Annotated in this window: 25 protein-coding genes; 7 read left to right on the plus strand and 18 right to left on the minus strand. The window is 44.5% G+C overall.

The genetic code is table 11. The annotated features are described in order from the left end of the window. The 7 genes from MED92_RS19060 to MED92_RS03035 form a co-directional block, all read right to left on the minus strand. A partial coding sequence (locus tag MED92_RS19060; RefSeq protein WP_007020001.1) for a hypothetical protein occupies positions 1–198 on the minus strand: 198 nt, incomplete at its 3' end. A 30-nt stretch (positions 199–228) separates the two neighbouring features. Continuing rightward, complete coding sequence (locus tag MED92_RS03010) at positions 229–1341, minus strand: sterol desaturase family protein (protein ID WP_007020002.1); 1113 nt, start codon at positions 1339–1341, stop codon at positions 229–231. Between the two features lie 78 nt (positions 1342–1419). Then, a complete protein-coding gene (locus tag MED92_RS03015; protein WP_007020003.1) occupies positions 1420–1971 on the minus strand; it encodes a hypothetical protein in 552 nt (183 codons plus the stop codon). An 85-nt stretch (positions 1972–2056) separates the two neighbouring features. Next, a complete protein-coding gene (locus MED92_RS03020) occupies positions 2057–2818 on the minus strand; it encodes an ABC transporter permease (RefSeq protein ID WP_007020004.1) in 762 nt (253 codons plus the stop codon). Next, positions 2819–3739, minus strand: coding sequence for an ABC transporter ATP-binding protein (locus MED92_RS03025; protein WP_007020005.1), 921 nt, complete (start codon positions 3737–3739; stop codon positions 2819–2821). Between the two features lie 199 nt (positions 3740–3938). Beyond that, complete coding sequence (locus MED92_RS03030; protein ID WP_007020006.1) at positions 3939–4184, minus strand: HP1242/YdcH family protein; 246 nt, start codon at positions 4182–4184, stop codon at positions 3939–3941. Positions 4185–4297: 113 nt separating this feature from the next. After that, positions 4298–5254, minus strand: coding sequence for an aldo/keto reductase (locus tag MED92_RS03035; protein WP_007020007.1), 957 nt, complete (start codon positions 5252–5254; stop codon positions 4298–4300). A 139-nt stretch (positions 5255–5393) separates the two neighbouring features. Here MED92_RS03035 and MED92_RS03040 point away from each other — a divergent pair, with 139 nt between their 5' ends. The 5 genes from MED92_RS03040 to MED92_RS03060 all read left to right on the plus strand — a co-directional run bounded on the left by MED92_RS03040 (position 5394) and on the right by MED92_RS03060 (position 10374). After that, positions 5394–5606 carry a hypothetical protein gene (locus MED92_RS03040; RefSeq protein ID WP_007020008.1) on the plus strand — a complete coding sequence of 71 codons (213 nt, stop codon included), beginning with the start codon at positions 5394–5396 and terminating at the stop codon, positions 5604–5606. Between the two features lie 66 nt (positions 5607–5672). Then, positions 5673–6563 (plus strand): EamA family transporter, encoded by an 891-nt coding sequence (locus MED92_RS03045; protein ID WP_154715130.1) that lies wholly within the window; start codon positions 5673–5675, stop codon positions 6561–6563. A 148-nt stretch (positions 6564–6711) separates the two neighbouring features. Further along, on the plus strand, positions 6712–7557 hold the full coding sequence (locus MED92_RS03050; RefSeq protein WP_007020010.1) for a substrate-binding periplasmic protein: 846 nt from the start codon (positions 6712–6714) through the stop codon (positions 7555–7557). Between the two features lie 32 nt (positions 7558–7589). Continuing rightward, entirely contained in the window at positions 7590–9557 is a 1968-nt protein-coding gene (locus tag MED92_RS03055) for a putative bifunctional diguanylate cyclase/phosphodiesterase (protein WP_007020011.1), read from the plus strand. Positions 9558–9597: 40 nt separating this feature from the next. Beyond that, a complete protein-coding gene (locus tag MED92_RS03060) occupies positions 9598–10374 on the plus strand; it encodes a sulfite exporter TauE/SafE family protein (RefSeq protein WP_007020012.1) in 777 nt (258 codons plus the stop codon). 15 nt (positions 10375–10389) lie between these two features. On the opposite strand, the gene MED92_RS03065 is transcribed toward MED92_RS03060, so the two are convergent. From MED92_RS03065 to MED92_RS03075, 3 genes are all read right to left on the minus strand, one after another. Beyond that, complete coding sequence (locus tag MED92_RS03065; RefSeq protein WP_007020013.1) at positions 10390–10818, minus strand: BLUF domain-containing protein; 429 nt, start codon at positions 10816–10818, stop codon at positions 10390–10392. Positions 10819–10943: 125 nt separating this feature from the next. Further along, positions 10944–11429 (minus strand): RDD family protein, encoded by a 486-nt coding sequence (locus MED92_RS03070; RefSeq protein ID WP_007020014.1) that lies wholly within the window; start codon positions 11427–11429, stop codon positions 10944–10946. Between the two features lie 87 nt (positions 11430–11516). Further along, complete coding sequence (locus MED92_RS03075) at positions 11517–12380, minus strand: LysR substrate-binding domain-containing protein (RefSeq protein WP_007020015.1); 864 nt, start codon at positions 12378–12380, stop codon at positions 11517–11519. Between the two features lie 460 nt (positions 12381–12840). Between MED92_RS03075 and MED92_RS03080 the strand changes: the two genes are divergently transcribed. Next, positions 12841–13992, plus strand: a complete 1152-nt coding sequence (locus MED92_RS03080; RefSeq protein ID WP_007020016.1) for an HD domain-containing phosphohydrolase — start codon at positions 12841–12843, stop codon at positions 13990–13992. Between the two features lie 39 nt (positions 13993–14031). Here MED92_RS03080 and MED92_RS03085 read toward each other — a convergent pair whose 3' ends face one another. The 5 genes from MED92_RS03085 to MED92_RS03105 all read right to left on the minus strand — a co-directional run bounded on the left by MED92_RS03085 (position 14032) and on the right by MED92_RS03105 (position 19034). After that, positions 14032–14820 carry a helix-turn-helix domain-containing protein gene (locus MED92_RS03085; RefSeq protein ID WP_083774888.1) on the minus strand — a complete coding sequence of 263 codons (789 nt, stop codon included), beginning with the start codon at positions 14818–14820 and terminating at the stop codon, positions 14032–14034. Then, positions 14804–15268 carry a carboxymuconolactone decarboxylase family protein gene (locus MED92_RS03090; RefSeq protein ID WP_007020018.1) on the minus strand — a complete coding sequence of 155 codons (465 nt, stop codon included), beginning with the start codon at positions 15266–15268 and terminating at the stop codon, positions 14804–14806. The genes MED92_RS03085 and MED92_RS03090 overlap by 17 nt, the downstream gene beginning before the upstream one ends. A 163-nt stretch (positions 15269–15431) precedes the next feature. Further along, a complete protein-coding gene (locus tag MED92_RS03095) occupies positions 15432–15680 on the minus strand; it encodes a VF530 family protein (RefSeq protein WP_007020020.1) in 249 nt (82 codons plus the stop codon). 292 nt (positions 15681–15972) lie between these two features. Beyond that, positions 15973–17907, minus strand: coding sequence for an FAD-dependent monooxygenase (locus MED92_RS03100; RefSeq protein ID WP_007020021.1), 1935 nt, complete (start codon positions 17905–17907; stop codon positions 15973–15975). 245 nt (positions 17908–18152) lie between these two features. Beyond that, entirely contained in the window at positions 18153–19034 is an 882-nt protein-coding gene (locus tag MED92_RS03105; RefSeq protein WP_154715131.1) for a LysR family transcriptional regulator, read from the minus strand. A 96-nt stretch (positions 19035–19130) separates the two neighbouring features. On the opposite strand from MED92_RS03105, the gene MED92_RS03110 reads away from it, so the two are divergent. Beyond that, positions 19131–20006, plus strand: coding sequence for a DMT family transporter (locus MED92_RS03110; RefSeq protein WP_007020023.1), 876 nt, complete (start codon positions 19131–19133; stop codon positions 20004–20006). Between the two features lie 48 nt (positions 20007–20054). Here the strand turns inward: MED92_RS03110 and thpD are convergent, their stop codons facing one another. Genes thpD through ectB form a run of 3 tightly spaced genes read right to left on the minus strand, consistent with a single transcriptional unit; the run spans position 20055 to position 22673 of the window. Next, a complete protein-coding gene (thpD, locus tag MED92_RS03115; RefSeq protein WP_007020024.1) occupies positions 20055–20948 on the minus strand; it encodes an ectoine hydroxylase in 894 nt (297 codons plus the stop codon). Between the two features lie 10 nt (positions 20949–20958). After that, positions 20959–21351, minus strand: coding sequence for an ectoine synthase (locus MED92_RS03120; protein ID WP_007020025.1), 393 nt, complete (start codon positions 21349–21351; stop codon positions 20959–20961). A gap of 11 nt (positions 21352–21362) precedes the next feature. Next, positions 21363–22673: a diaminobutyrate--2-oxoglutarate transaminase gene (gene ectB / locus MED92_RS03125; RefSeq protein WP_007020026.1), complete on the minus strand. Its 1311-nt coding sequence runs from the start codon at positions 22671–22673 to the stop codon at positions 21363–21365. Positions 22674–22677: the final 4 nt, after the last annotated feature.

The raw sequence follows: 22677 nt of genomic DNA on the forward strand, positions 1-22677 counted from the left end.
CTTCATTGCCGTTTTGGGTAGCGCTTCTACTGATTCATAGCCGTTAAATAACGCCGGTATGCTTTGCATATCCGGAGCTGCTTGCTGCGGAAAAAGATAAACAACAGAGCGGTAGCGAATATCAGTTTCGCCACTTTCAGCGAAAGCCGGTAAAGCAGCCATTGAAAACAGGCAGACAATCCATCCCAGAAATTTCATTATTTGCATCCTTGATTTATAGCTCTACTTTCAGCGCTGTTTCTTAAATGGAAACACCTGCTGCTTTAACATCCCTACTGGAATGTAATCCCCTGCAACTCCGTACTTCTCAGGCCATTCCTTCTGCCCTTTTACAGCGGTACCCAACAGATAATCCAGAAATGAAAAGTGAGCTGCATAATTTCGATCTATTGCGGCTTTATCTGAGGAATGGTGCCAGTGATGAAATTGCGGGGTGACAATAATGTATTTCAACCAACCAAATTTCACTTGAACATTTGCATGGTTAAAGACAGCCTGAATTCCCACAATAATCACATATAGATCGATAATCGCTTCGGAAAACCCTAATACAAAAATGGGGGTCAGCACCAGGCAGCGCGTAGCGATCAGTTCCAGAATATGCTGTCTGGAACCCGCTAACCAATCCATATGTTTTGCACTATGGTGCACGGCGTGAAAACGCCAAAGCAATGGTATCTCGTGGTAGCCTCTGTGCGCCGTATATTGCACCATATCCGCAACCAGGATAATCAGGAACAACTGCACCGCAAATGGCAGATCATTGATGAGCCTTTGAATATCATCCGATACAGCCCAACCGAAAGCACCATGGACAAATTTATTGGTCAGTAGAAGGACAAAACCAACAATCAAATGGTTGAGCAGGAAATGGTTCAGGTCACCCTGCCACTCAGGCCTGAGTACTGGCTGTTCCCGACGATGGGGAATCAGTTTCTCGATTAAAACAAAGATCAATGTGGAGCCGAGCAGATCCAGGATAAACCAATCCAGCCCCAGGTAGTATGCACCTTGTTGCCACTCACCCACTTCAACCCGATTGCCACCGAGTGCGACCGTAACCGCTATAAATATCCAGGCAATGGTGCCAAGACGTTTCCGGCGGTTGCGAATGAAATTAAGTAAACCAAGACTCCCCGATATGACCAGGCTGATAAACATGACATGCCTTAACAGCTCTACATCATAAGCCTGGCGAAGTTCAGGCGTGGTGAGATATTGAGGGAAATGGAACGCTAAAACACCCAGAAAGCTAAGAACGGCTAGAAAGCAGGCAATATACCCACTGATATTCCCTTCACCCAACTTAAGGTGCCCTTCCGGTAAATAAGCCTTAGTCATTGATATCCTTATCTAAATCAGCATATTGATCAGCAACTCTATCAGCTTGTCACCGGGGTTAAAACCAGTGCCTGGCAGTTAATCAATAAGCAAATGACCAAAATAGGCAAACACGCCCATCATAATCCCGGTAAACAACTGCGCATGTACAAGATAGGAGAACTTTCGTAGCTCCTTAGGTGAGTAGCGCCAGCTAATAAACATCCCAAAGGCCCCTTGCCACAAGAGCAAAGCCAATACAGCCGGGAAGAACAGAATATGCATTGGCAGACCTACCATCACAACATGTAGCAAACTCACTGCGATAGCGGCAATACCGAAGTAGATATGTGTCCGATCAAGATAAGTAATCAGCGTCTTAAAGTATCTAGCATCAACCGGGCTGGAATACGACGGGAGCAGGCGTTTCGAAAACCCGCCTTTACCCAGGACCACCTTAAGGAGTGTTCGCAAATAGATGAACACAACAAGCCACAAAGCAATCTCACCTAACCCTTCACCAATCTCAAACAGAATAGTTTCATGTTCTTCAATTGCGGGATATTTGACACTGATGAATAGGTAATAACCGATCGAGATCAGAACGGTCGCAAGGGTAAAGAAAAGTATCTTTCTTAGTTCAGCCGACATAAAAAAACCTTAAACCAGACGTTGTGTTATCACTATCATACAAATCAGGCTTAAGGTTTTATTAAAAACATCCAATTAAATGGGTTTAGCTTCTGATGCGATAGCCCGTTCTAAATATCCAACTGATAATTACCAGACATGTCACCATAAATAATGTTGTCATCCCCAGGCTGAGGACCACATTAACGTCGGCAACCCCATAGAAGGCCCAACGGAATCCGCTCACCAGATAAACCACCGGATTAAATAAAGAGATGGTTTGCCATGGTTCTGGCAGCATATTGATCGAATAGAACGCCCCACCCAGAAAGGTCAGCGGGGTAATGACCATCAAAGGGATCACCTGCAACTTCTGGAAGTCATCGGCCCAGATTCCGATAATGAAGCCGAACAGACTGAAGGTAACGGCGGTCATCACCAGAAAAGCCAGCATCCAGAACGGGTGTACGATCGTGTAATCCACAAACAGCTTGGCGGTCAGCAGAATCAACAATCCCAGCATCACCGATTTGGTCGCAGCCGCCCCAACATAGCCCGCCACGATCTCAAACGGTGAAACCGGCGCAGAGAGGACCTCATAGATCGTCCCTGAGAATTTTGGAAAAAAGATCCCAAACGACGCATTAGAAATGCTCTCACTGAGAAGCGACAGCATCACCAGGCCCGGAATTATAAACGCGGCATAGCTTACCCCGTCGATCTCACCCATTCGCGAACCGATGGCCGTTCCAAACACAATAAAATAAAGAGAGGTCGATAATACCGGTGAAGCAATACTCTGCATCAGCGTTCGGAAGGTACGTGCCATTTCAAATTTGTAGATGGCCATAATTCCATAAATGTTCATTTACTGCTCCTGTACCAACTCTACAAAGATATCTTCAAGTGAACTCTCACTAGAGTTCAGATCTTTAATCGCAATACCTGATTCGTTCATTCGGCTCAGTAGCAACGCAACCTGATCACTCTGGGCACTTTCATATTCAAATCGCAGGTAATCACCACCCTCTTCGAGAAACAGATTAAATTCAGATAGGGTCGGTGGAATTTCTGACAATGGTTCGGTCAGATGCAGGCTTAAGCTCTTCTTGCCCAGCTTTGACATTAACGCCTGTTTCTCCTCAACCAGAATGATCTCACCTTTTCGGATCACCCCAATTCGATCGGCCATCTCCTCAGCTTCTTCGATATAGTGAGTCGTCAAAATAATGGTTACACCATTCTCACGGAGCTGACGAACCATCTCCCACATATCTTTACGCAGCTCAACATCAACACCGGCAGTTGGTTCATCAAGGAAGAGAATTTCTGGCTCATGGGACAGCGCTTTAGCGATCATAACCCTACGCTTCATCCCGCCTGATAGCTCACGCATCTTCGCGTGACGTTTATCCCATAAGGAGAGCTGCTTCAGAATCTGCTCGATATAAGCTTTGTCCGGCGCTTTGCCAAACAAGCCCCGACTGAAGTTAACCGTTGCCCAGACAGTTTCAAAAGCATCGGTGGTAAGTTCCTGAGGGACCAGACCGATTTTAGTTCTTGCCATACGGTAGTCAGAAGCGATATCAAACCCGTCAGCACTAACAGACCCGGAACTGCCGCGGGCGATGCCACAAATAATACTGATTAGTGTTGTTTTGCCGGCACCGTTAGGCCCCAGCAGGGCAAAAATCTCTCCACGTCGAATATCCAGATTTACCCCTCTTAGGGCGGTAAAGCCAGAATCATAGGTTTTATTGAGATCCTTAACCTGAATAATATGCGGCATAAAAAGCGCATCCTGCTGTAATTAGAAACAAGGAGTTATAGTAGAGATATTCGATAGCTGTCGCTAGGTGCATAAAAGTAAACTCACTGTTACCTAAAACGAAACAGCCAGGCTTTTAATGTGAAATAATGGGCCTCAAGCTCACTTAAAGAAATGAGAGTGAAGCCCTGTCGGATGGACTTTTTTGTTCTTAGGCTCCTTAGTTACGAGCAGCCTGAAGCTGTTCGAATAGAGAATCTTTTAGAATAGCCCGGTCATGTTTGAGTTGATGCATCGCTTGATCATCAATGGGTGAACTTCTTAGTTCCAGAGTACGGATCTCTTTGTCCAGTGAATGATATTTTTTGGACTCCGTAGCAAACTTCAAATTAGTTTCTGTCAGATCTGCAATCACATCCAGATATTCGGGAAAGTCGTGAACCAGAGAGTGGTCTTCGCCTAACATATAGCCTCCTTCGTGCGCCATGTGACGGATAACTAAAAGTTAGTAATAAACACCCCTTCTCTCCAGCTAGCTAACATGAAAAAAACTACACAAGACCTCAGGTCAAAAACACCTTACTCATCCCAGATATCTTCCAGGGTGTAAAAGCCCTCGTCTTTAATCCAGAACTCACCGGTAATATACCGACGCGCCAGATCTATTTCGGCGATTTTATTAACCTGTTCTTCGCTCAGATTCAGATGCCTGGAATCCAGGTTCTGCTTCTGTCTGTCCAAGTGGGTTGATTTAGGTATCGTGCTAATCCCCTGGCTATTCAACCAAGCGATTATCACTTGGGCCGCCGACGCTGAAAGTTCCTTTGCAATCTCACCAATTACGCTATTTTCAAGCAGTACGGGCTCACCTGCTTGTTTCAGGGGATCAGGTCGATCTGATGAACCCAGTGGAGAATAAGCGGTCAGGTGAATACCTGCCCCCTGACAGAAATTTACCAGATCGGCCTGCTGCAAGTAGGGATGCAACTCCACCTGGTTTACAGCCGGTTTAAATGGGGTGTTTTCAAGGAGCACTTTAAGCTTCTTAACCGTGAAATTACTGACACCATAGTGCCTGACAAGCCCCTCCGCACTTAGCTGATTCATGTTTAGCCATGTATCAGGGTAAGGCAGTAAAACTGGATCAACAAAGTCATCCGCCGTTCGCATCCCATGCCCCTTTTTCAGCGGAATCGGCCAATGCATAAGGTAGAGGTCCAGATATTCCAACTGAAGATCATGAAGCGTGGATATAAGCGCAGGCTTGATATCTTCAGCCGCAAAACTATCACACCAAAGCTTAGAGGTGATCCAAAGCTCATCACGAGAGACCGTGCCAGCGTTTATTTGGTCCGCAATTGCCTGCCCTATCTCGGCTTCATTACCATATACTGATGCGCAATCTATATGGCGGTAACCCACTTCAATTGCAGATTTTACCGCCTCATACACTTCTCCTGGCTTGGCTTTCCAGGTTCCCAACCCGATCATCGGCAGAGAATCACCATTAGCACACTGTAATCGTATATTACTCATTACTTTTCGTCCTTATTTCCGCTCTGCTTATGATACAAAAATCTTAGCAAATATAATGCCTGTCATCTCTTAACATTATTCTGTCCCATAATTTAAATACGGTCTTCAATGACCCGACTTACCTTGTGAGGGAATGTATATGAGTAGCCCCCTGATACAGAAAACCGCGGATTGGATTCAGCATCAGTTCGATGCAACTGACCAGTTCCCTGAATGTGAAGCACCCGGTCAATTACACGCGTACAAAAGTTGGACTCATACCCCCGTGACGGATGATGCGGTTAACCAATGGGTTGAAGAATGGATGTCAGCCGATGAGATCTCAGCCTTAAAGCTGCATATTGATGCCTAAAAAACTTTTCTAGAGGCATTTTTCCTGTAGACTCACCCGCTTCTTAGACCAAGGCGGGTGATAACAGTGCTTTCTGGAGTAGTCTTTGGAGTATTGGCAGCATTAATGCAGGCCATCTCCTATCTGTTTTCAGCTTCCTTTATACAGCGTCACAGATCCAGTCCAGTCATGCATCTGATTATGGTGCATATCGTGATCGGTCTTTTATCCGTGATCAGCCTGCCTCTAATTTGGCATCCTAAAGCCTTTGATATTTCAAATTATTTTATCACTTTGGTCAGTGCGGCAACGACCTACATGTTTGCCCAGTATGCGCTTTATCAGGCGATTCATAACTCCGTAGCCTCAAGAGTCAGTCCTCTCTTAGGGTTAAAAATCCTGGTTCTGGCTGTCATGGGATATGCCCTTTTTGATGAAACCTACACATTCCTTCAGTGGGGAGCTGTAGGGCTTTGTATTGCAGGGGCACTTTGGCTAAGTGCCAGTGGCGGTAAGATCAGCCTCAAAGCTCTTACCTGGGTGATCATAGCCTGCATTGGTTACGCGCTGTCTGACATCTCGATTTTACACTTAATGAAGCATTTCCAATCACTTCCACTTTTTGAAGCCGCTCTACTCAGTGTTTCATTAAGTTTTTCACTCTGTGGTTTAACCTCACTTCTGTTTCTACCCAAAATAAAAAGTCTAAAGCTTGTTATAGCAAGCGCCCCCGCTGCGGTAAGCTGGTTTATAGCCATGCTCTTTCTTTTTGCCTGCTTTGCAGAAATTGGCGTCGTGTTTGGCGGTATAGTTCAGTCTAGCCGAGGGCTGATCTCTATTCTTCTGGCTTTATTCGTTGTGGCCATGAGCCTAAACTTTTCAGACCCTATTCCTCCCCGTAGTGTTTTAGTGCAGCGCATCCTTGCTGCAAGCCTGATGATGGTTGCTATCACCCTATTCTCCCTAGATAAGGTTTAATTCATCACTTTTCTCGAAAGAAAATTCATTCCTGGTCAAACCAATAACTTTTGCTTATATGGATCGTCGCAGATAAAACTTTTAATATTTTTGTAATGAAAATACACTCTAATAAAACGATTGTTTTAACTCCGACGCAGTGAAGTACGTGAGCAGATACCATTCTTTTCTTAACCAACGACTAAAACAGATCGTTAGGTTTATTTTATCCTTATTTTTCACTCAGTTAGCTACGCTAGCTAATGCCGATGATAAAAAGCTGTTAATCATCGCAGAAGAGTTTGCCCCGTATGAATTCGTTCAGAACGGAAAAGTCGTCGGGATCGATATCGATCTATCCAATCGGATCTTTCGCAAAATGGGCTATGAACCCGAATATAAAATCATGCCCTGGAAACGGGCCTGGTATTATGTTCAGGAAGGCATGGCAGATATCATTCTTACCACAAGCCGCAAGACACCTCGTGAACCCTATGTTTGGTACCCTGAAGAAGATATGTGGCAAGGCGACTTCGTGTTCTTTTACAAGAAAGGTCGTTTTAATCCAGAACAGCTTTCTTTGAACTTCGCCAAAAAACATGGCCTGAAAATCGGCATCATTCATGGCAACTCCTATCATAAGCAGTTGTGGGAGCATTTCCCTTACCGTGATGGGAGCAGAGAGTTCATGGGAGATCTATCTCTAAACGTCGTTAATCCTCAGCTTGTTCCCGTAGAAACCCTAAAACAGAATATACTCAAAGTTGCTGATGGCCGGGTTGATCTGACAATTGCGACAACTACCTATGGTCAATACACCGCTAAACTATTAGGCTTGAGTGATCAGATTGATAACAGCTCAACAGCGCTTTATTCAAAACGCTATCCTTTAGCTTTTATCAAAAAGTCTTCACATCCTGATATTGAAAAGATCTACCGCGCTTTCGACAGTGAGTTAAGAGCGTTAAAAGAGACAGGGGAATACGACAAGATTATCGCGAACTGGCTGCAATAGAGTGAGATTATGTTCGAACACGGGTTTGCCCTATGCAAACTATAACCTTTAAGCTAATTATATCTTCCTTGCTGGTCGCTATCCTAACGACGACCGCCTACACCACGTTCGCCTTGCAAAAAACCTTGTCCGAAGTAAACGCTGAATTTGAAAGCAGTATTGAGCAGTTTAAAGAATCCTATCTCCCCTCTCTTGAAGAAGCGGTCTGGAACTTCAACGATACGCAGGCACAACAAATCATTAATGGTGTAACCACATCGGTTTATATCAAACGTATCGAAGTTGAAGCACTACCCTATTTTGAAGTCGAGGCAGGTGAAATGCCTTCGATCACCGAGCCCTCATCGTTCTCTCTCAACAGAGAAGGTAAGCGTATTGCAACCATCCGCATTTACCTTGATAAGGGAATTCGCGAGCAGAGAATAAAAGAAGAGATATTTGAAGCGCTCTACTTTCTTCTGGTGTTTTTTACCTTGCAAACCGCTGCAATATTCCTGGCCGTACGTATGAGTGTTCTTAAGGGTTTACAGGAAATCAGTAGCAGCGTTGAAAACTACTCTGTAAATCAGTTGGATTCAAAAATTGAGTTTCAATCATCGAAGACTTACGAAATTGAACTGATAAAGGACAGCATTAATCACCTGATTGAGAGACTTCAGGGAGAACAAACTAAAACCCTTCAATATCAGATGAAGCTCGAAGAAGAATCTAATTATGATTCACTCACTCACCTGCCCAACAGGAAAAACTGCCAGTTCTACCTTCAGCAGCGCATTGTCAAAGATCTGGCCCTTGGGGAAATTGTCTACGTCATTCATATCGACTTTCTAAACTTTAAGTCGATCAATAGCCTGTATGGTAGTCATATGGGTGATCAGTTCCTGATCACCGCTAAGCATAAGCTAGAAACTATCCTTGAAGAGAACTTTTACATTTCAAGATATGGAAGCGATCGCTTTGTCGTAGTGAACTACAACCCTTTCCATCGCCATGAAGTGGAACTGATTGTAGACCTGCTAAAAAAAGAGCTGGAGAGCCCTGTTGCCCTCTCACAGGATGTTTCAGATTTCTCACTGAACGTCTCAATCGGGATTGTTACGTTCCCCCACGATTTTTCTTCAGCAGAAGCGCTATTACTTGCCTCTGAGAGAATGGCCAAAGAATCCAGAAAGCTGTCGCGACCTGTTTACTATGAGAAGGCACTGGATATGGAGATTAATGAGCGTGATCAGATCAGGCAATCATTGACCACAGCATTAAAGAAAGAAGAGTTCAGTCTCAATTATCAGCCTATCGTTAATCTCTCAGATGGGTCTATTCACGGATACGAAGCTCTCATTCGTTGGCATAGCCCTGAGCTGGGCTTCATTCCACCCGATCGTTTTATCGAGATTGCTGAAGATGAAAGCTTGATCATTCCTATTGAGGAATGGGTCATCAACACGGCGTGTCGGGATATTTCGCAACTGTCCGTGTTGAATAATCTTAAAATTAAAATCGCAATCAACATCTCTTACCAGCATTTTATTTCGGATCGTTTTATTCCAAATCTGCAACGGGCAATCAGCAAAGTCGACCTTCACCCAGAGCAGATCGAAATTGAACTAACTGAACGAGTACTGGCTGAAGATGCCTATCAGGTGGAAACCAAAATTCAGCGCTTGAAGCAGATGGGCATTAAAGTATCGATTGATGATTTCGGAACCGGATTCTCAGCACTCAACTATTTGAAAGATTTCTCTTTTGATACCCTGAAAATTGATAAATCATTCGTTCAGTCAATGCTATCGAATGAACGCAACCTGGCTCTCGTTAAGAATATTATTCGGCTAGCCCATGATCTGGATATTGAGGTAATCGCTGAAGGTATCGAGTTAGAGCACCAATACCAGAGCCTTGCTAAGATGAGATGCAACTTTGGACAAGGCTATCTGATGAGCCGACCAGTCCCTTTCAAAGAGTTAAATCCCACAACCACTTTCAGCCCCTCTGACAAATAAGCTATAGTCCCTGGTCTGGTTTTCAAGCTGAAGCGGGCCTATGTTGTTTGAGTTAATTATTCTATTTGTTGCAGGATTCTTTGGTGGCGTTCTTAATTCCATCGCGGGCGGCGGGAGTTTTATTACTTTTCCCGCTTTGCTGTTTGTGGGTGTTCCGCCCATCAGCGCCAATGCAACAAATACCTTTTCCGCATGTGCAGGTTATATCAGCGGTGCTTATGCCTTCCGTAAAGATATTCTCAAAGACAAGGCTAACTTACTAAAAATCACTTTAATCAGCCTAGCGGGGGGTATTAGCGGCGCCTGGCTATTGCTACAAACCCCTGAAGCCCTTTTCCTTGAAGCGGTTCCCTGGCTACTGCTTTTCGCGACAGTTCTGTTTATTTTTGGTGGGCAATTAAACACTCAGTTAAAAAAGCTCTCCTCTAAACACAAACATGCCTCCACATTAGGTGTGCTTCTGCTGCTTATCTTACTCTTTGGGGTTTGCGTCTACGGTGGCTTTTTTAATGCAGGGCTGGGCATCATTTCGTTGAGCTATCTGGCCCTCGCCGGCTATAAAGACATTAATATGATGAACGGCATCAAACTGCTTATCTCATCGTTTGTGTCTCTCATTGCGATCGTATTGTTTGTCTTTGATGGCGTCATCGACTGGTATGCAGGAACTGTCGTTCTTCTTGGGACACTTGCTGGTGGATACTACGCAGCCCACTTTTCCCGAAAGCTACCGCAACAATGGGTTAGAAACTTTGTGATTGTTGCCAGCTGTGGAATCACTGTTTATTTTTTTTACGATGTTTACTGGTTAGCCTAAGCGATTTCACGTTGCTTAGGATGCCTCTTGTAAACGCCGCATACGCCAGGCTTTAGCATTGGTTGCACACTCTAACGACTGCTGGTCAGTGAATAGGTAAGGGTTAAACTCTCCGCCATAGGTTTCCTTAAAGAAATCATTGTTGGCATCTATGAGTTCCATACTCCATTTGGGAAATAGTCGTGAATCTATTGCTCGCCGGCTTAGTATGTCGATTTCCGCGTGTCTGTCATCACCATTAATCTTATCCAGCAGTTTATTAACAACGCCATTGTCACCTTCGAGAACCTGGAAAAAATAACGTCCATTAAAAAGTAAAATACCGGTGATATTCAGGTTTTTATTATTGATAACCGAAGCACGAACCAGCTCGATAAAATTGTCTTTTTTAAGGCTTGATGTGACGGTGCTACAGTAGATGACACGAACGTTCCCAACAGACATTGATTCATTCCCCTTCAACAACTGGGCTATTCGAAGCCACTATTACACCAAGCTAAACACCGGCCTAACAGTATACAAATGTATTACCAGCCGACTCACCGTAAGGTTAACAGTAAGGACAGTGGTCATTTACGACTTTTGATAACCGCGGTATTCGCTATTTTATCGTGCCAACCCTGTTTTTTCTTATCAAAGGCTACCCAGATTATTCCCAGCATAAAGACCATCATTGATGGGTAATAACCGACATATCGTAATGCGGATTTGCCGATCGACATATGCTCTGATTCACCGAGGCTTATCACTTTCAAGCCCATCACCATTTTACCCGGGGTGGCTGACTTGAAATGCCAGAACAGCACAACAGCAATGGCAGGCAGCACGTAAGAGATAACAAAATCCCAGGAACCATTGATCATTGAATCAGATAGAAGAAATCCTGATCCGTAGACAGTAAAAACAAGCGGCACCGTGACCAGCATGATTAGAATGGTGTCGATGATTGATGCAACCGCTCTCACCCAAAAACCGGCATAGACACGTTCAGATGCTGTGTCTTTTTCAACAGAAAGATCACTTTCAGGGGCTTTGTAAACATCAGGAGCCGTCATTCCATTTATCCTCTCTAACTTATCCCTATGTGCTTAATATCTAACGATTTAAAGAAGTTAGCAATGAGAAAAGCAAGCATCTAACCTCTATAAACGACCATGTAACAGAGACAGCATTGCACTGACCACCTTACGGTGACGATCACTCCTTCGATATAACAGATAATCCGATCGAATCTCTTCCGCGTGCTCCAGGGTCATGAAATGTAAGCGTGGATCAGCCCCGGCTTCTCCAGACATCACAAAACCAATACCCAAACCGGCAGCGACCGCCTCCTTCATCAGCTCGCGGCTGCCGAGTGTGAACTTAAAACTGAGATTAATCGCCAGCTTATCTGACAAGCTTTCTACTAATTTCTGGGTATTGGAATTGGCTTCGCGGCGGATCAATGGTTGGTTCTTCAGATCCTTCAATGAGATTCGATTATGGGCTTTCCACTCAGGCGTAGCTGGAGCCGCAACCAACAAGTGGGTGTCATTCATCGCTATCCGTTCAACCCTAGAATCTTCAGGGGGCTCTGTGATAAGCGCCAAATCTACTCGCTCCTGCAGAAGATCCTGCCAAACCTGGCGGCTATTACCAGAAACCAATTCAATATCAACACAGGGAAAACGGTGTTGATATTCCGCAATCAGAGGCAAAGCGATAAAAGGATTATCAACCCCCATAAACAACTGCCCCGTCAGCTCAGAACTGTTACTGTTTAAGGTATCCTTGATCTGACCTTCGAGGGAAAACAACTGCTGTGTCAGCTCAAAAACCGTGCGTCCTTGTTCGGTAAGTTCAACACTGTGAGCTTGACGATCAAACAGTCGAACACCGTATTCCTTCTCTAGATTTCTTACCTGCACAGTCAGCGCAGGCTGAGTAAGACAGAGGCGCTCGGCCGCTTTGGTAAAACTGCTTTCAACGGCTACGGTATGAAAAGCTCTTAACTGTTTATGACGCATGGTCTCGTCCTTTTATCGCAAGAGTATTAATTAAAGCCCAAGCAATCTTGCTTATATTTCTATTCGAGCTGATTTCAGCATAACTTCATACAGCACTTTTAAGAGAATGAACCTTGCCAAGGTTACTCCGGTTTTATTAATCAAATGAGACAATTAAAAGGTATTAATTTCCGCGCCGCTTGGGCAAGTTCGATCCATTATCAGAAATATTAATTTCAAAGCATGGCGCTTCAATATGGTCATGTTCAACGCGGTGGACGCAAAACTCGCTCAAAAAATAGAATTTAATAATAGATACTAAAAACTGCGCAAAACTGGCCTACTCATCAACAATTATTCTTGCTCTAGATCATAATCATCACTTCAATTTAAAGTGAAAGTCGTAAGACAGCAGGCTAGAATGAATTGTAGTCTCCAATAATGATTTACGTGCCTGTTCGGGCGCTAAGGTCTGCCATTCATGAGTCATGTTAAAGGTTCGGATCGACTGAAAGTTGATCTCAGCAAAGCATTAGATGGACTGAGCCTTAAAAGTTCACTGAATGATAACCTGAGAGTTATCGCAGAGGCCCTTGAAATTCGCTATGAAGATATCACCCGCATATCGGTAGGAATCTATGACGAGCAGACCAAAACTCTAAAAGCATTTCTCAGTAACAAAGGGGCCAATGAGCCCCTCGCTCATATTGAAGCTAACATCAGCGCCCTTTCTGAAGTCACGAGCCTGTTAGACAGTAGTAATAACCGTGTCATTCGACACCTAGAAGACCATCCTGAGAGTTTCACTGCAAAAGAACTACTTAACCAGGGGTACAAAAGCAGTTACCTGGCACCTATCTTCGAAGAAAATCAGTTCATTGGTGTCGTCGCCCTATCCTCACTGAAAAAAGACCGATTTGATAAAGCTTATATCAGGGTACAACTGGACGTTGTCATCAAGTTGATTGCCATACTAGTAATCGGTGAGATCTATGCGCTAAAAGGCCTAAAGGGTACAGCGAAAACGCTTAAAGAGGTGGCGACCCTCAGAGATAATGAGACAGGCGAACATCTCGAAAGGATGAGCCGTTATAGCCGCCTTATAGCACTAGAACTCGCTGATCAATTCAATTTTGATGATGAGTTTATCGAAGAACTTTTCCAGTGCGCTCCCCTTCATGATATCGGCAAAATCGGCATCCCGGACCGAGTGCTATTGAAACCAGGCAAACTCACCGATGATGAATTCGATGAGATGAAAGACCATACCAGTGTGGGTAAAGAGATCATCGCTAAGGCGCTGAAAAACCTGCATATGGAAGATAAAAGTTTTAGTCGGTTGCTGATCAATATTGTTTATAGCCACCATGAGAACTGGGACGGAACAGGCTATCCGCTTGGCTCAAAAGCTAAAGAGATTCCGATCGAAGCAAGAATTGTCAGAGTTGCCGATGTTTATGATGCACTAACCTGCGCAAGGCCCTACAAAACAGCCTGGTCCCCTGAAGAAACTTTCCAATACTTAGAAGAGAATTCCGGCAGCCTCTTTGACCCTGATTGCGTCAATGCTGCCATTAAGCTTAAAAATAAGTTTATAAGTATTGCTGAGCAGTTTCGTGAGTCTACGCTTTAGTGGCGGGAAGTAACCTTATACTCAATCAGGCTCACACGATTACTCACTACTCATGAACTTTCCCGGTGTAGTTGCAGCGATCGATTTAAATTCCCGCGTCATATGCGCCTGGTCACTGAATCCAAATTCAACAGCCAGTTCTGCGAGGTCTATATCACCTCTTTCTCTTACAGTCTGTATTACCTGACGGACTCTTTGTATACGCTGGTAGTGTTTTGGGGTCATACCGAGCCAGGTATTGAATAGCCGTTCAATCTGCCGCTGGCTAAGCTTTGTTTCTTCACTCAACTGACCTGGCGCGGCTCCGCACAAAATAGCGGAAAAGGCCTTTTCCAAAGGCGTTGGTATTAAAGACTCAGTAGCAAGATTAGCTATACACCAATCAAATATCAGTTTTATTTGTTGTTCCGATTGAGTCTGATGTTTTAACTCATCAAATAAGTGATACAGGCCTGAAGCAAAAGTATCGTCTCGCTCCAGCAGGATAGGCTTAGAGGGCTTATCACCCAATACACCATAACCCGCAGCCGGGTGAAATCTGATCCCCGCTATCTTGGCGCTTGCAGGTAGAGAGATAGACTGGGCAACCTTTTTCACTGGCAGAAGAAAAACCCCGCTAGGAAGATTCTCATCTCCAATTGAGATGTTACAACCAAGATTAAAGATAATCCCGCTACCCGCATCGGAGTACAAAGGTTTAACGACCGTTCTTCCCTTTTCGTCAGGTACCTGAGCGGTCCAGATCCCCTGAACCAAGTTGGATAGCTCGTCCTCTGGTCTGGAGATCTGGAACTCAAAATCTGGTTCAGGTTTAACTTTCGGGTTTATAACTGCCTACCTCAGGTTTAAATGTCTTAGCGATGCGGTTCCAGCTGTTAATAGCGTTAATGGCCAGGGTAAGGTCGACGATCCCCTGCTCCCCTAAAACACTAACCACATCCATATAGCTCTGATTATCTACAGCATTGCCTGCTGTTACAAACTCAGCCCAGTGCAACGCTGAACGCTCAGCTTCACTGTATAGCGGCATATCCCGCCATGCTGACAAACCAATAATCCGTTCAGCACTTTCACCTTGTGACTGAGCTTCAGTGCTATGCATATCGATACAGAAGGCACACTGGTTGATCTGAGAGACGCGCAGTTTCACAAGCTCCCAAATGGTTAGGGTTAAGGTATCGGAGCTGGAAAACTGATTCCGTAAATAGCTCTCCTGCTCCATCAGCAGCTGCATCGCATTGGCGGCTAATCCAAAATAGTTAGCTCGTTGAGTCATCCTCTTGATCTCCTATATAAGTTTTCAGATCAAGATAGAGACATTAAGTATGACTGTATTGAAGAAATACGACATGAAACGCAGGACGTCACTTTGCAACTAAAGAGCGGCTTCGCCTTTGAGGACGCCACTTTGTGGCTAGAGAAAAAGAAGTAGCTAGAATCTAGCTCTTAGCATTACCCCAAGGGGATTTCTTAGTGAATGTTGAAATATATAATTGCTCGACTTTGTCCCTCGCCCATTGAGTCTTGCGTAAGAACTTCAATGAAGACTTAATCGATGGATCACTCTTAAAACAGTTTATGTTGATTCTCCGAGCTAATCCATCCCAGCCATAGTGTTCAACTAACCTTGTTACGACCTTCTCAAGCGTCACACCGTGTAATGGATTGTTTAGCTGCTTTTCACTCATACCCGTAAAGCTCCGGTAATAGTCTCGGTATTTATTGTATGTAACGCTATCAAAAGGTGCAATTTGACAGCTGCGGTCCTAGCCCGTTGGGCAAGTGTTGATGCTATGTCTTTTATTTACTAAAACATCTTTATAGATACATAAAGTATTTACGAAGGCCCAAAAACTGCAAAGTCGCTGGCTTGCGTTTAGCTCCTTTGAAGACAGCTTACGGATAGAGATATAAATAAAAAAGCCCGCTGGTGATAACCTAGCGGGCTTTTAAGTTTTGTCGCTTTTATTTAATAAGCTATTACTTCTGCTCGATCATAAACACATCAAAGAACTTGGTTAGTTCTTCGTGAGCGGTAACCGGCAAGATGGACGCGATATGCTGATCAGGTCTTACCACAACGATACAGCCTTCATCACGGTTAACCCCACGCAGGTCAAAGATGTCGTTACCTTCTTGCGCCTGGAAAACCTTTTCATAGTCACGTAGACCGTACTTACCTTTTGCCGGCCACAGGTAATCGTGCAGATCATGCATCGACAGATCCTGCTGCTGGAACACTGCATAAGTATCGAAGACGGAATCGATATCCGTGCCCTTCGGCGTATATTTCTGCACCGGAGACGACGCATCATTCGCCATGAAATCGATAAACTTGTAAGCATCGGAAGTGCTATCCGTTGGATTCTGCTTATTGCCAAACAGGAAGATTCTCCAACGACCATCGGCTTTAACCAGGTGACCCAGGTGCTGGCTTCGGCCATCAGCAACACGTACTGCTTCAGCAGAGTGGAAACGCTGACCGATATGATAACCCGTAGCCAGGCCCTGATTTTCTTGTCCGGTACAAATATAAGACGGATAGTATTCGATCGAGGTACCTGAAACGAAACCGCTCTGACGCTTCATAAACGCTTCGATCTTTGCGGTATCTACTTTCGCCTGCTCTGAGTTATCACCCGCCGTTGGGCGAGTCGCAACTAGCTTGGAAAGTTCACGGTCAGCATCGATCAACTGCTGGGCTACTTTGCGGCGCTCTGTACCATATGTGCTTAGCAGCTTAGGCTCACTGCGACCCTGCAGTACTGAAGCCATTTTCCAGCCCAGGTTAAAGGTATCAGGCAGAGAGGTATTCAGACCCCAACCACCTTTCGGGCTGTGGGTATGACAAGCATCACCGGCAACAAATGCACGTGGAATAACATCTTCCGGGCTGCCTGCTGGACGGTTATCAAAGCGTTCAGCAATACGCTGACCCACTTCATAGATAGACCACCAAGCCACCTCTTTAACATCCAGTGTATAAGGATTGAAAATCTTCTGTGCCTTAGCGATAAGATCCTGCTCAGTCAGCTTCACATCCGCTGCACGTTTGTCTTTACCCAGTAGATCCAATTCAACATAAAAACGGCAAAGGTAGCCGCCCTCACGAGGAATCGTCATAACCGCACCGTGGTCTTTAGACTGGATGAAGCTCTTCACACGGATATCTGGGAAATCCGTGTTCAGCAGGATATCCATTACACCCCAGGCCTTGTTTGCAGAATCACCTTCTAAACGGATATCCATGCCCTTACGCACTTTACTTCTGGCACCATCACAGCCAACGATAAAGCGCGCTTTTACTGTTTCAATTTTACCTTCGCCGGCTTCATCAGAACGCTTGAATGTCGCCGTGATCGGATGTGCATTAATATCCTGAGTCTGCGCGTCATCAATTTTTACTTCAAGCAGTTCGCGGCTGTAATGAGGGCTCAGATGAGTAATCGACCTTTCCATGCCATCAACCAGTAGCTCATGCAAACGCGCCTGGTTAACGATGCCGTGGGTAAATTCAGACAATCCCGCACGTGCATCAGCGATCTTGTGAGTACGCTTAATGTTGGCTGGGTTTTCCTGATCCGGTTCCCAGAACGTATTCTGCTTAAGCTGGTAGGTCTCTTTGACCACCATCTCGCTGCTGTTAAACGCTTCCATGATCTCCATAGTACGGCAGGAGATACCATCTGCACGGCCAAACAATAACGGACCTGGCTCCATATCTACGATGCAGGTTTTGATATCTGAAAACTCAGACATCTGCCTAGCCATAGTTAAACCCGCAGGGCCGGTACCAATGATCAGTACATCCACTTCTGTTGGCAGATCCACGATCGGTGGTTCAGGGTAAGGCTCTCTCGCCTCATCAGGAACTTGGTAGTTGCCGGGCTTAAACCCATTCAGATGGTATTGCATCACGCGATCCTCTTAGCTCATAGAACTGCTGTAGTAACATCATTCATTATAGTAGTTAACATGTTAATAATATTAAGAGACCCCTACCGAATGCAAGTGCTATTTTAGGGATTACCCTTAAATTATAGATTAAGAACAGGACGCTGCTTTGTAGCCAGAGGAAAGACAGAAGCCTGGATCAAGTGATTAGATGCTGTTTTACTTTTCATAGAATATAAAAAATGAATCTGAAGCGATCATCCCTTCTAAACAGAATCTTCACGCTGAAGAGCGCTAATAATCTCATCATGCATAGCCTCAATTGACGTTATATCCTGGGTTCCTTTTCTTCTAATTAACTCAACTCTCATTGAAGGTAGACTCGGAAGCCCTTCATCTTCTCCTAACACGATGAGTTCAGGTGCAAGGCTACATTGAGTCAAAACCGCGACACCAATACCACTGGTAGCCGCAATAATTTGTCCCGCCGTACTTGGGCTCTGATACACAATATTGTATCGCTTGTTGCACTGATCCAGCTTTTCTAAGACGACTTTACGAATATGGCTGCCTTCATCATGAGCGGCAATGGGCAACGGGTCTTTATTCCAGGTTCCATAAGACTCTGACGCCACCCAGTGCACTTCCTCATTGAACAGAAAGGTTCCACGGTCTAACCCATGGACTGTCGTTATAGCTAAATCAAGCACTCCAGATTCGACTTGGTCAATCAATGCAGCGGATGGTTCGCAAGTCAGCATAATCTCAACATTAGGATACCTCTGGGCGAAAGCTCTGATAACAGGTGATAGATACGCCTGGGCATAATCTTCAGGAGCTCCTATCCGGATGATCCCCCGGACTTCTGTACCTCTGGTGATCTCCAGTGCTTCTGAATGCAGCTTTAGAATCTGACGAGCATAAATGAGCAGATCATTTCCTATAGGGGTTAAGGAAATTCGCCTAGAATCCCGAATAAGAACTGGCGCCCCAATAGCAGATTCTAGTTTCTGTATCTGTAGACTAATAGCCCCCTGAGATCGGCAGACTACGCGTGTAGCACCAGATATAGATCCCGCATCAACTGTCGCGACAAAAGATTTTAGCCAATCGAACTGAAGGTCTTTCGCTCTCATAATCTCAAGCATTAAATAATCGAATAATAAGAATTTAAATTATTAGATTAATTAATTCAACGTAACTCCCTAAGGTACCACCCGCTAATCAACGCATGAGCTGCCATCATGATTTTAATTACTACGGACAGACGCCAAAGCACTCATACACTTCAAATGGTAAGTGGCGGGCTATTACTGGGTACTATTGGTATATTTGTTATTAATGCCGAACAAGACCCAGCTACAACGGTGTTCTTTAGATGCCTTTTCGGATGCATTTCGCTAGGTCTATGGATAGCTATTAAAGGCAAACTATCTCAATTAAAGCTTTCATCAAAAAGCCTACTCGCTGTTTTTGCTTCTGGAACCCTAATAGCCAGCATCTGGTGGCTATACTTTGTATCTCTTGACTATATCTCTGTCGGTTTATCAACGCTGGTTTATCACCTTCAGCCTTTCTGGCTGGTTCTATTGGGATCTTTTCTATTCAAGGAAAGAATTACAAGAAGCACTATCGTGTTCTTGCTGATAGCCATTCTCGGGCTGGCATTAGCCAGCGGTGCATTCAATAAGATAGAAACCGTCGATGGTAGAGGCTTTATTATTGGGATAGGTCTTTGCCTGTTTGGGTCTTTTTTATATGCCATTACAACCCTGATAGCCAAAACAAACTCGGATATTTCGCCATTGGCTTTTGCTTGGTGGCAATGCCTGGTCGGAGCAGGAGTTACGAGCTGGAGCGTTTCCAATCACGTCTCTGTGTCTATAGGTTCTGGTTGGATTTGGCTAATTGGACTTGGTGTTATACATACAGGGATTGCCTTCACACTTCTTTATGAGGGGATTAGAGGGCTGGATACCAGCCGCATTGCAATGCTTCAGTTTGTGTATCCGGGAACAGCATTAATCGTGGATTGGATCTATTTCAATCATTCATTAACACTCACTCAATGGGCAGGAGCATACTTACTTGGCATGGCACTGTGGTCGTTAAAAAAATGACTTTACCGGATTAAAAAAGTGATGTTGGGGGATTAACTCCCCCAGCTCTTAGATAGTTTTGATAGTTTCGCGAGAGCAAATAAATTCGGGGCGCGGGGGTTTACCGCAGAACGGGTCGAAAACCATATTATCAACATGGTTGTAGACGAAGAAAAGATTGCTGCGCGGATCAGGGGTGATGTTACTGTTAGAACCGTGCATTACATTACAGTCGAAAACTAACACCGAGCCGGCCTTAGCCTCTGCGCAATCGATTCCATACTTTTCACTTAGATACTTCAAACTCTCATCACTAGGAACACCATATTCCTGCTTTTTCAAAGAGGATAGGTAATGATTATCCGGTGTTTCGCCTACACAGGTTACATACTCTTTATGTGACCCGGGCATGAGCATCAATGCACCATTTTTTGCATCATTATCTGTAAGTAAGATCGAACAACTAACAGCACGCATCCGCGGCATTCCATCTTCTACATGCCAGGTCTCAAAGTCGGAGTGCCAATAAAACTCTCTTCCCCGGTAACCCGGTTTGAAGTTGAGGCGAGACTGATGAATATAAACATCTCCGCCCAGAATGAAGCGTGCGATGTCAGCAATTCGGGGATCTTTTGCAACATTTGAAAAGACCGGGTGATCTTTATGAATCTGAAAAACAGAACGCAACTCGCCATTATCAGGCTCTGTTATAGCTTCTGGAGAACCCAGTAACGATATGTCATTCTGCATTCGTTCTAATTCTGCCCTGAACATTTCAACTTCAGTCGCTGTAAACGTATTAGGCAGTAACAAATACCCCTTTTCATTGAAGCTCTCAATGTCAGCCTCACCCAGTAGTTCAGAACCGTCAATACCAGACGGATGGATGACTGGATCAACACGAGGCAACACTTCAGCAGAATCTTTAATTCTCGAAGGGTAAACATCTTCAGGCTGTAACATTTTAAGATCCTTAATCCCCTTCTAATGGATAAACTCCATTTTCGTCATGCACCTCTTTACCATTAAGAGCAGGGTTAAAAACACAGGCCAGCTTTAGCTCAGTATGTGCACGTAAGAGGTGTTCATCATTCTTATCTAGAATGTAAATAGAGCCCGGTTTGATCGGGTGGATTTCCGCATCATCTAATGTTTCAACTTCACCCTCACCACTGATGCAATAAACCGATTCAAGGTGATTTTGATACCATATATGGCTCTCAGTACCTGCATAGATGGTCGTAATATGGAAAGAGAATCCCATATTATCGTCTTTAAGTAGTAATCGAGTGCTCTCCCAGTTTCCATCGGGGGATACAACACGGCGCTCTGATTTTTCAGCTTCTTGTAATGTACGTAAAATCATCAGGTTTTTCCTTATGCTGACTGGTGGTATACCGCGTCGAAGTAATCGTTATCTTCCGGAATGGTATTTTCTGCGTCACAAACATCTTTAATTGCCTGCTCAACAATATCGATCCCTTTTGCCAGGTTCTCTTGTTTGATCACAAGAGGACAAAGGAACTTAACAACCTGATCGTCGGCACCACTGGTCTCAATAATCAAACCATTCTGGAAGCACTTTTTAGTGATTTTGGATGCAAGCTCACCGCTGACACAGTTAATACCCTGAAACATGCCGCGGCCGCGCGTCGTAAAATTCCCCTCTCCGTATTTTTCTACGATTTTTTCAAGACGTTCCGATACATAGCGGCCTTTCTGTTTGATCTCTTTTGAGAACTGATCATCAGACCAGTAGTGATCAATTGCGGCCTTTGCTGTAACAAACGCAAAATTGTTACCGCGGAATGTGCCGTTATGCTCGCCCGGTTTCCATTGGTCAAGTTCAGGTTTAAACAAAACAACCGCGAATGGTAAACCGTAACCACCCAATGATTTGGAAAGAGTGACAATATCTGGAGTGACCCCTGCTTCTTCAAAGCTGAAGTAAGTTCCCGTACGCCCGCAACCTGCCTGAATATCATCAATAATCAGTAGAATTTCATGCTTACGGCAAATCACTTCCAGATTTTGAAGCCATTTGAAATTGGCCGCGTTAATGCCACCCTCACCCTGAACAGTTTCAACAATTACTGCTGCCGGAAGATCAACACCGCTACTAGTATCTGACAGGACCTTTTCCAGATACTCAGTTGTATCTATTTCATCCCCTAGGTAGCCATCGTAAGGTACTCGTGTAACACCGCTAAGACTTACACCTGCCGCACCACGATGATGGGAATTACCAGTAGCAGCCAAAGAACCAAGACTCACGCCGTGAAAACCATTAGTGAACGCAATGATATTTTCACGTCCGGTCACATTACGAGCCAGTTTCATTGCGGCTTCAACCGCATTGGTTCCTGTTGGACCGGTAAACTGCATTACGTAATCGAGCTGACGGGGTTTTAGGATCTTTTCGTTAAAAGATTCCATGAACTCACCTTTCGCCTTGGTATGCATATCAAGGCCATGGGTGATGCCATCCTCTTCGATATACTTGATGAGTGCGGGTTTAAAAATGTCGTTGTTATGACCGTAGTTCAGTGTCCCTGCTCCCGCCAAAAAATCTAAATACTCACTACCTTCTTCATCGTATAGGAACTCACCTTTTGCCCGGTTAAAAATACGGGGAAAGGAGCGTGCATAAGACTGAACTTCAGATTCAATCTCTTCAAAAATTTTCATTATT

Origin of the sequence: Neptuniibacter caesariensis (assembly GCF_000153345.1) — a bacterium.
Taxonomy (GTDB): Bacteria; Pseudomonadota; Gammaproteobacteria; order Pseudomonadales; family Balneatricaceae; genus Neptuniibacter; species Neptuniibacter caesariensis.

Coding starts and splice junctions, on each gene's coding strand:
- MED92_RS03010 (WP_007020002.1), bottom strand. CDS start 1,341: ATGACTAAGGCTTATTTACCGGAAGGGCACCTTAAGTTGGGTGAAGGG.
- MED92_RS03015 (WP_007020003.1), bottom strand. CDS start 1,971: ATGTCGGCTGAACTAAGAAAGATACTTTTCTTTACCCTTGCGACCGTT.
- MED92_RS03020 (WP_007020004.1), bottom strand. CDS start 2,818: ATGAACATTTATGGAATTATGGCCATCTACAAATTTGAAATGGCACGT.
- MED92_RS03025 (WP_007020005.1), bottom strand. CDS start 3,739: ATGCCGCATATTATTCAGGTTAAGGATCTCAATAAAACCTATGATTCT.
- MED92_RS03030 (WP_007020006.1), bottom strand. CDS start 4,184: ATGTTAGGCGAAGACCACTCTCTGGTTCACGACTTTCCCGAATATCTG.
- MED92_RS03035 (WP_007020007.1), bottom strand. CDS start 5,254: ATGAGTAATATACGATTACAGTGTGCTAATGGTGATTCTCTGCCGATG.
- MED92_RS03040 (WP_007020008.1), top strand. CDS start 5,394: ATGAGTAGCCCCCTGATACAGAAAACCGCGGATTGGATTCAGCATCAG.
- MED92_RS03055 (WP_007020011.1), top strand. CDS start 7,590: ATGCAAACTATAACCTTTAAGCTAATTATATCTTCCTTGCTGGTCGCT.
- MED92_RS03060 (WP_007020012.1), top strand. CDS start 9,598: ATGTTGTTTGAGTTAATTATTCTATTTGTTGCAGGATTCTTTGGTGGC.
- MED92_RS03065 (WP_007020013.1), bottom strand. CDS start 10,818: ATGTCTGTTGGGAACGTTCGTGTCATCTACTGTAGCACCGTCACATCA.
- MED92_RS03070 (WP_007020014.1), bottom strand. CDS start 11,429: ATGACGGCTCCTGATGTTTACAAAGCCCCTGAAAGTGATCTTTCTGTT.
- MED92_RS03075 (WP_007020015.1), bottom strand. CDS start 12,380: ATGCGTCATAAACAGTTAAGAGCTTTTCATACCGTAGCCGTTGAAAGC.
- MED92_RS03080 (WP_007020016.1), top strand. CDS start 12,841: ATGAGTCATGTTAAAGGTTCGGATCGACTGAAAGTTGATCTCAGCAAA.
- MED92_RS03090 (WP_007020018.1), bottom strand. CDS start 15,268: ATGACTCAACGAGCTAACTATTTTGGATTAGCCGCCAATGCGATGCAG.
- MED92_RS03095 (WP_007020020.1), bottom strand. CDS start 15,680: ATGAGTGAAAAGCAGCTAAACAATCCATTACACGGTGTGACGCTTGAG.
- MED92_RS03100 (WP_007020021.1), bottom strand. CDS start 17,907: ATGCAATACCATCTGAATGGGTTTAAGCCCGGCAACTACCAAGTTCCT.
- MED92_RS03105 (WP_154715131.1), bottom strand. CDS start 19,034: ATGCTTGAGATTATGAGAGCGAAAGACCTTCAGTTCGATTGGCTAAAA.
- MED92_RS03110 (WP_007020023.1), top strand. CDS start 19,131: ATGATTTTAATTACTACGGACAGACGCCAAAGCACTCATACACTTCAA.
- thpD (WP_007020024.1), bottom strand. CDS start 20,948: ATGTTACAGCCTGAAGATGTTTACCCTTCGAGAATTAAAGATTCTGCT.
- MED92_RS03120 (WP_007020025.1), bottom strand. CDS start 21,351: ATGATTTTACGTACATTACAAGAAGCTGAAAAATCAGAGCGCCGTGTT.
- ectB (WP_007020026.1), bottom strand. CDS start 22,673: ATGAAAATTTTTGAAGAGATTGAATCTGAAGTTCAGTCTTATGCACGC.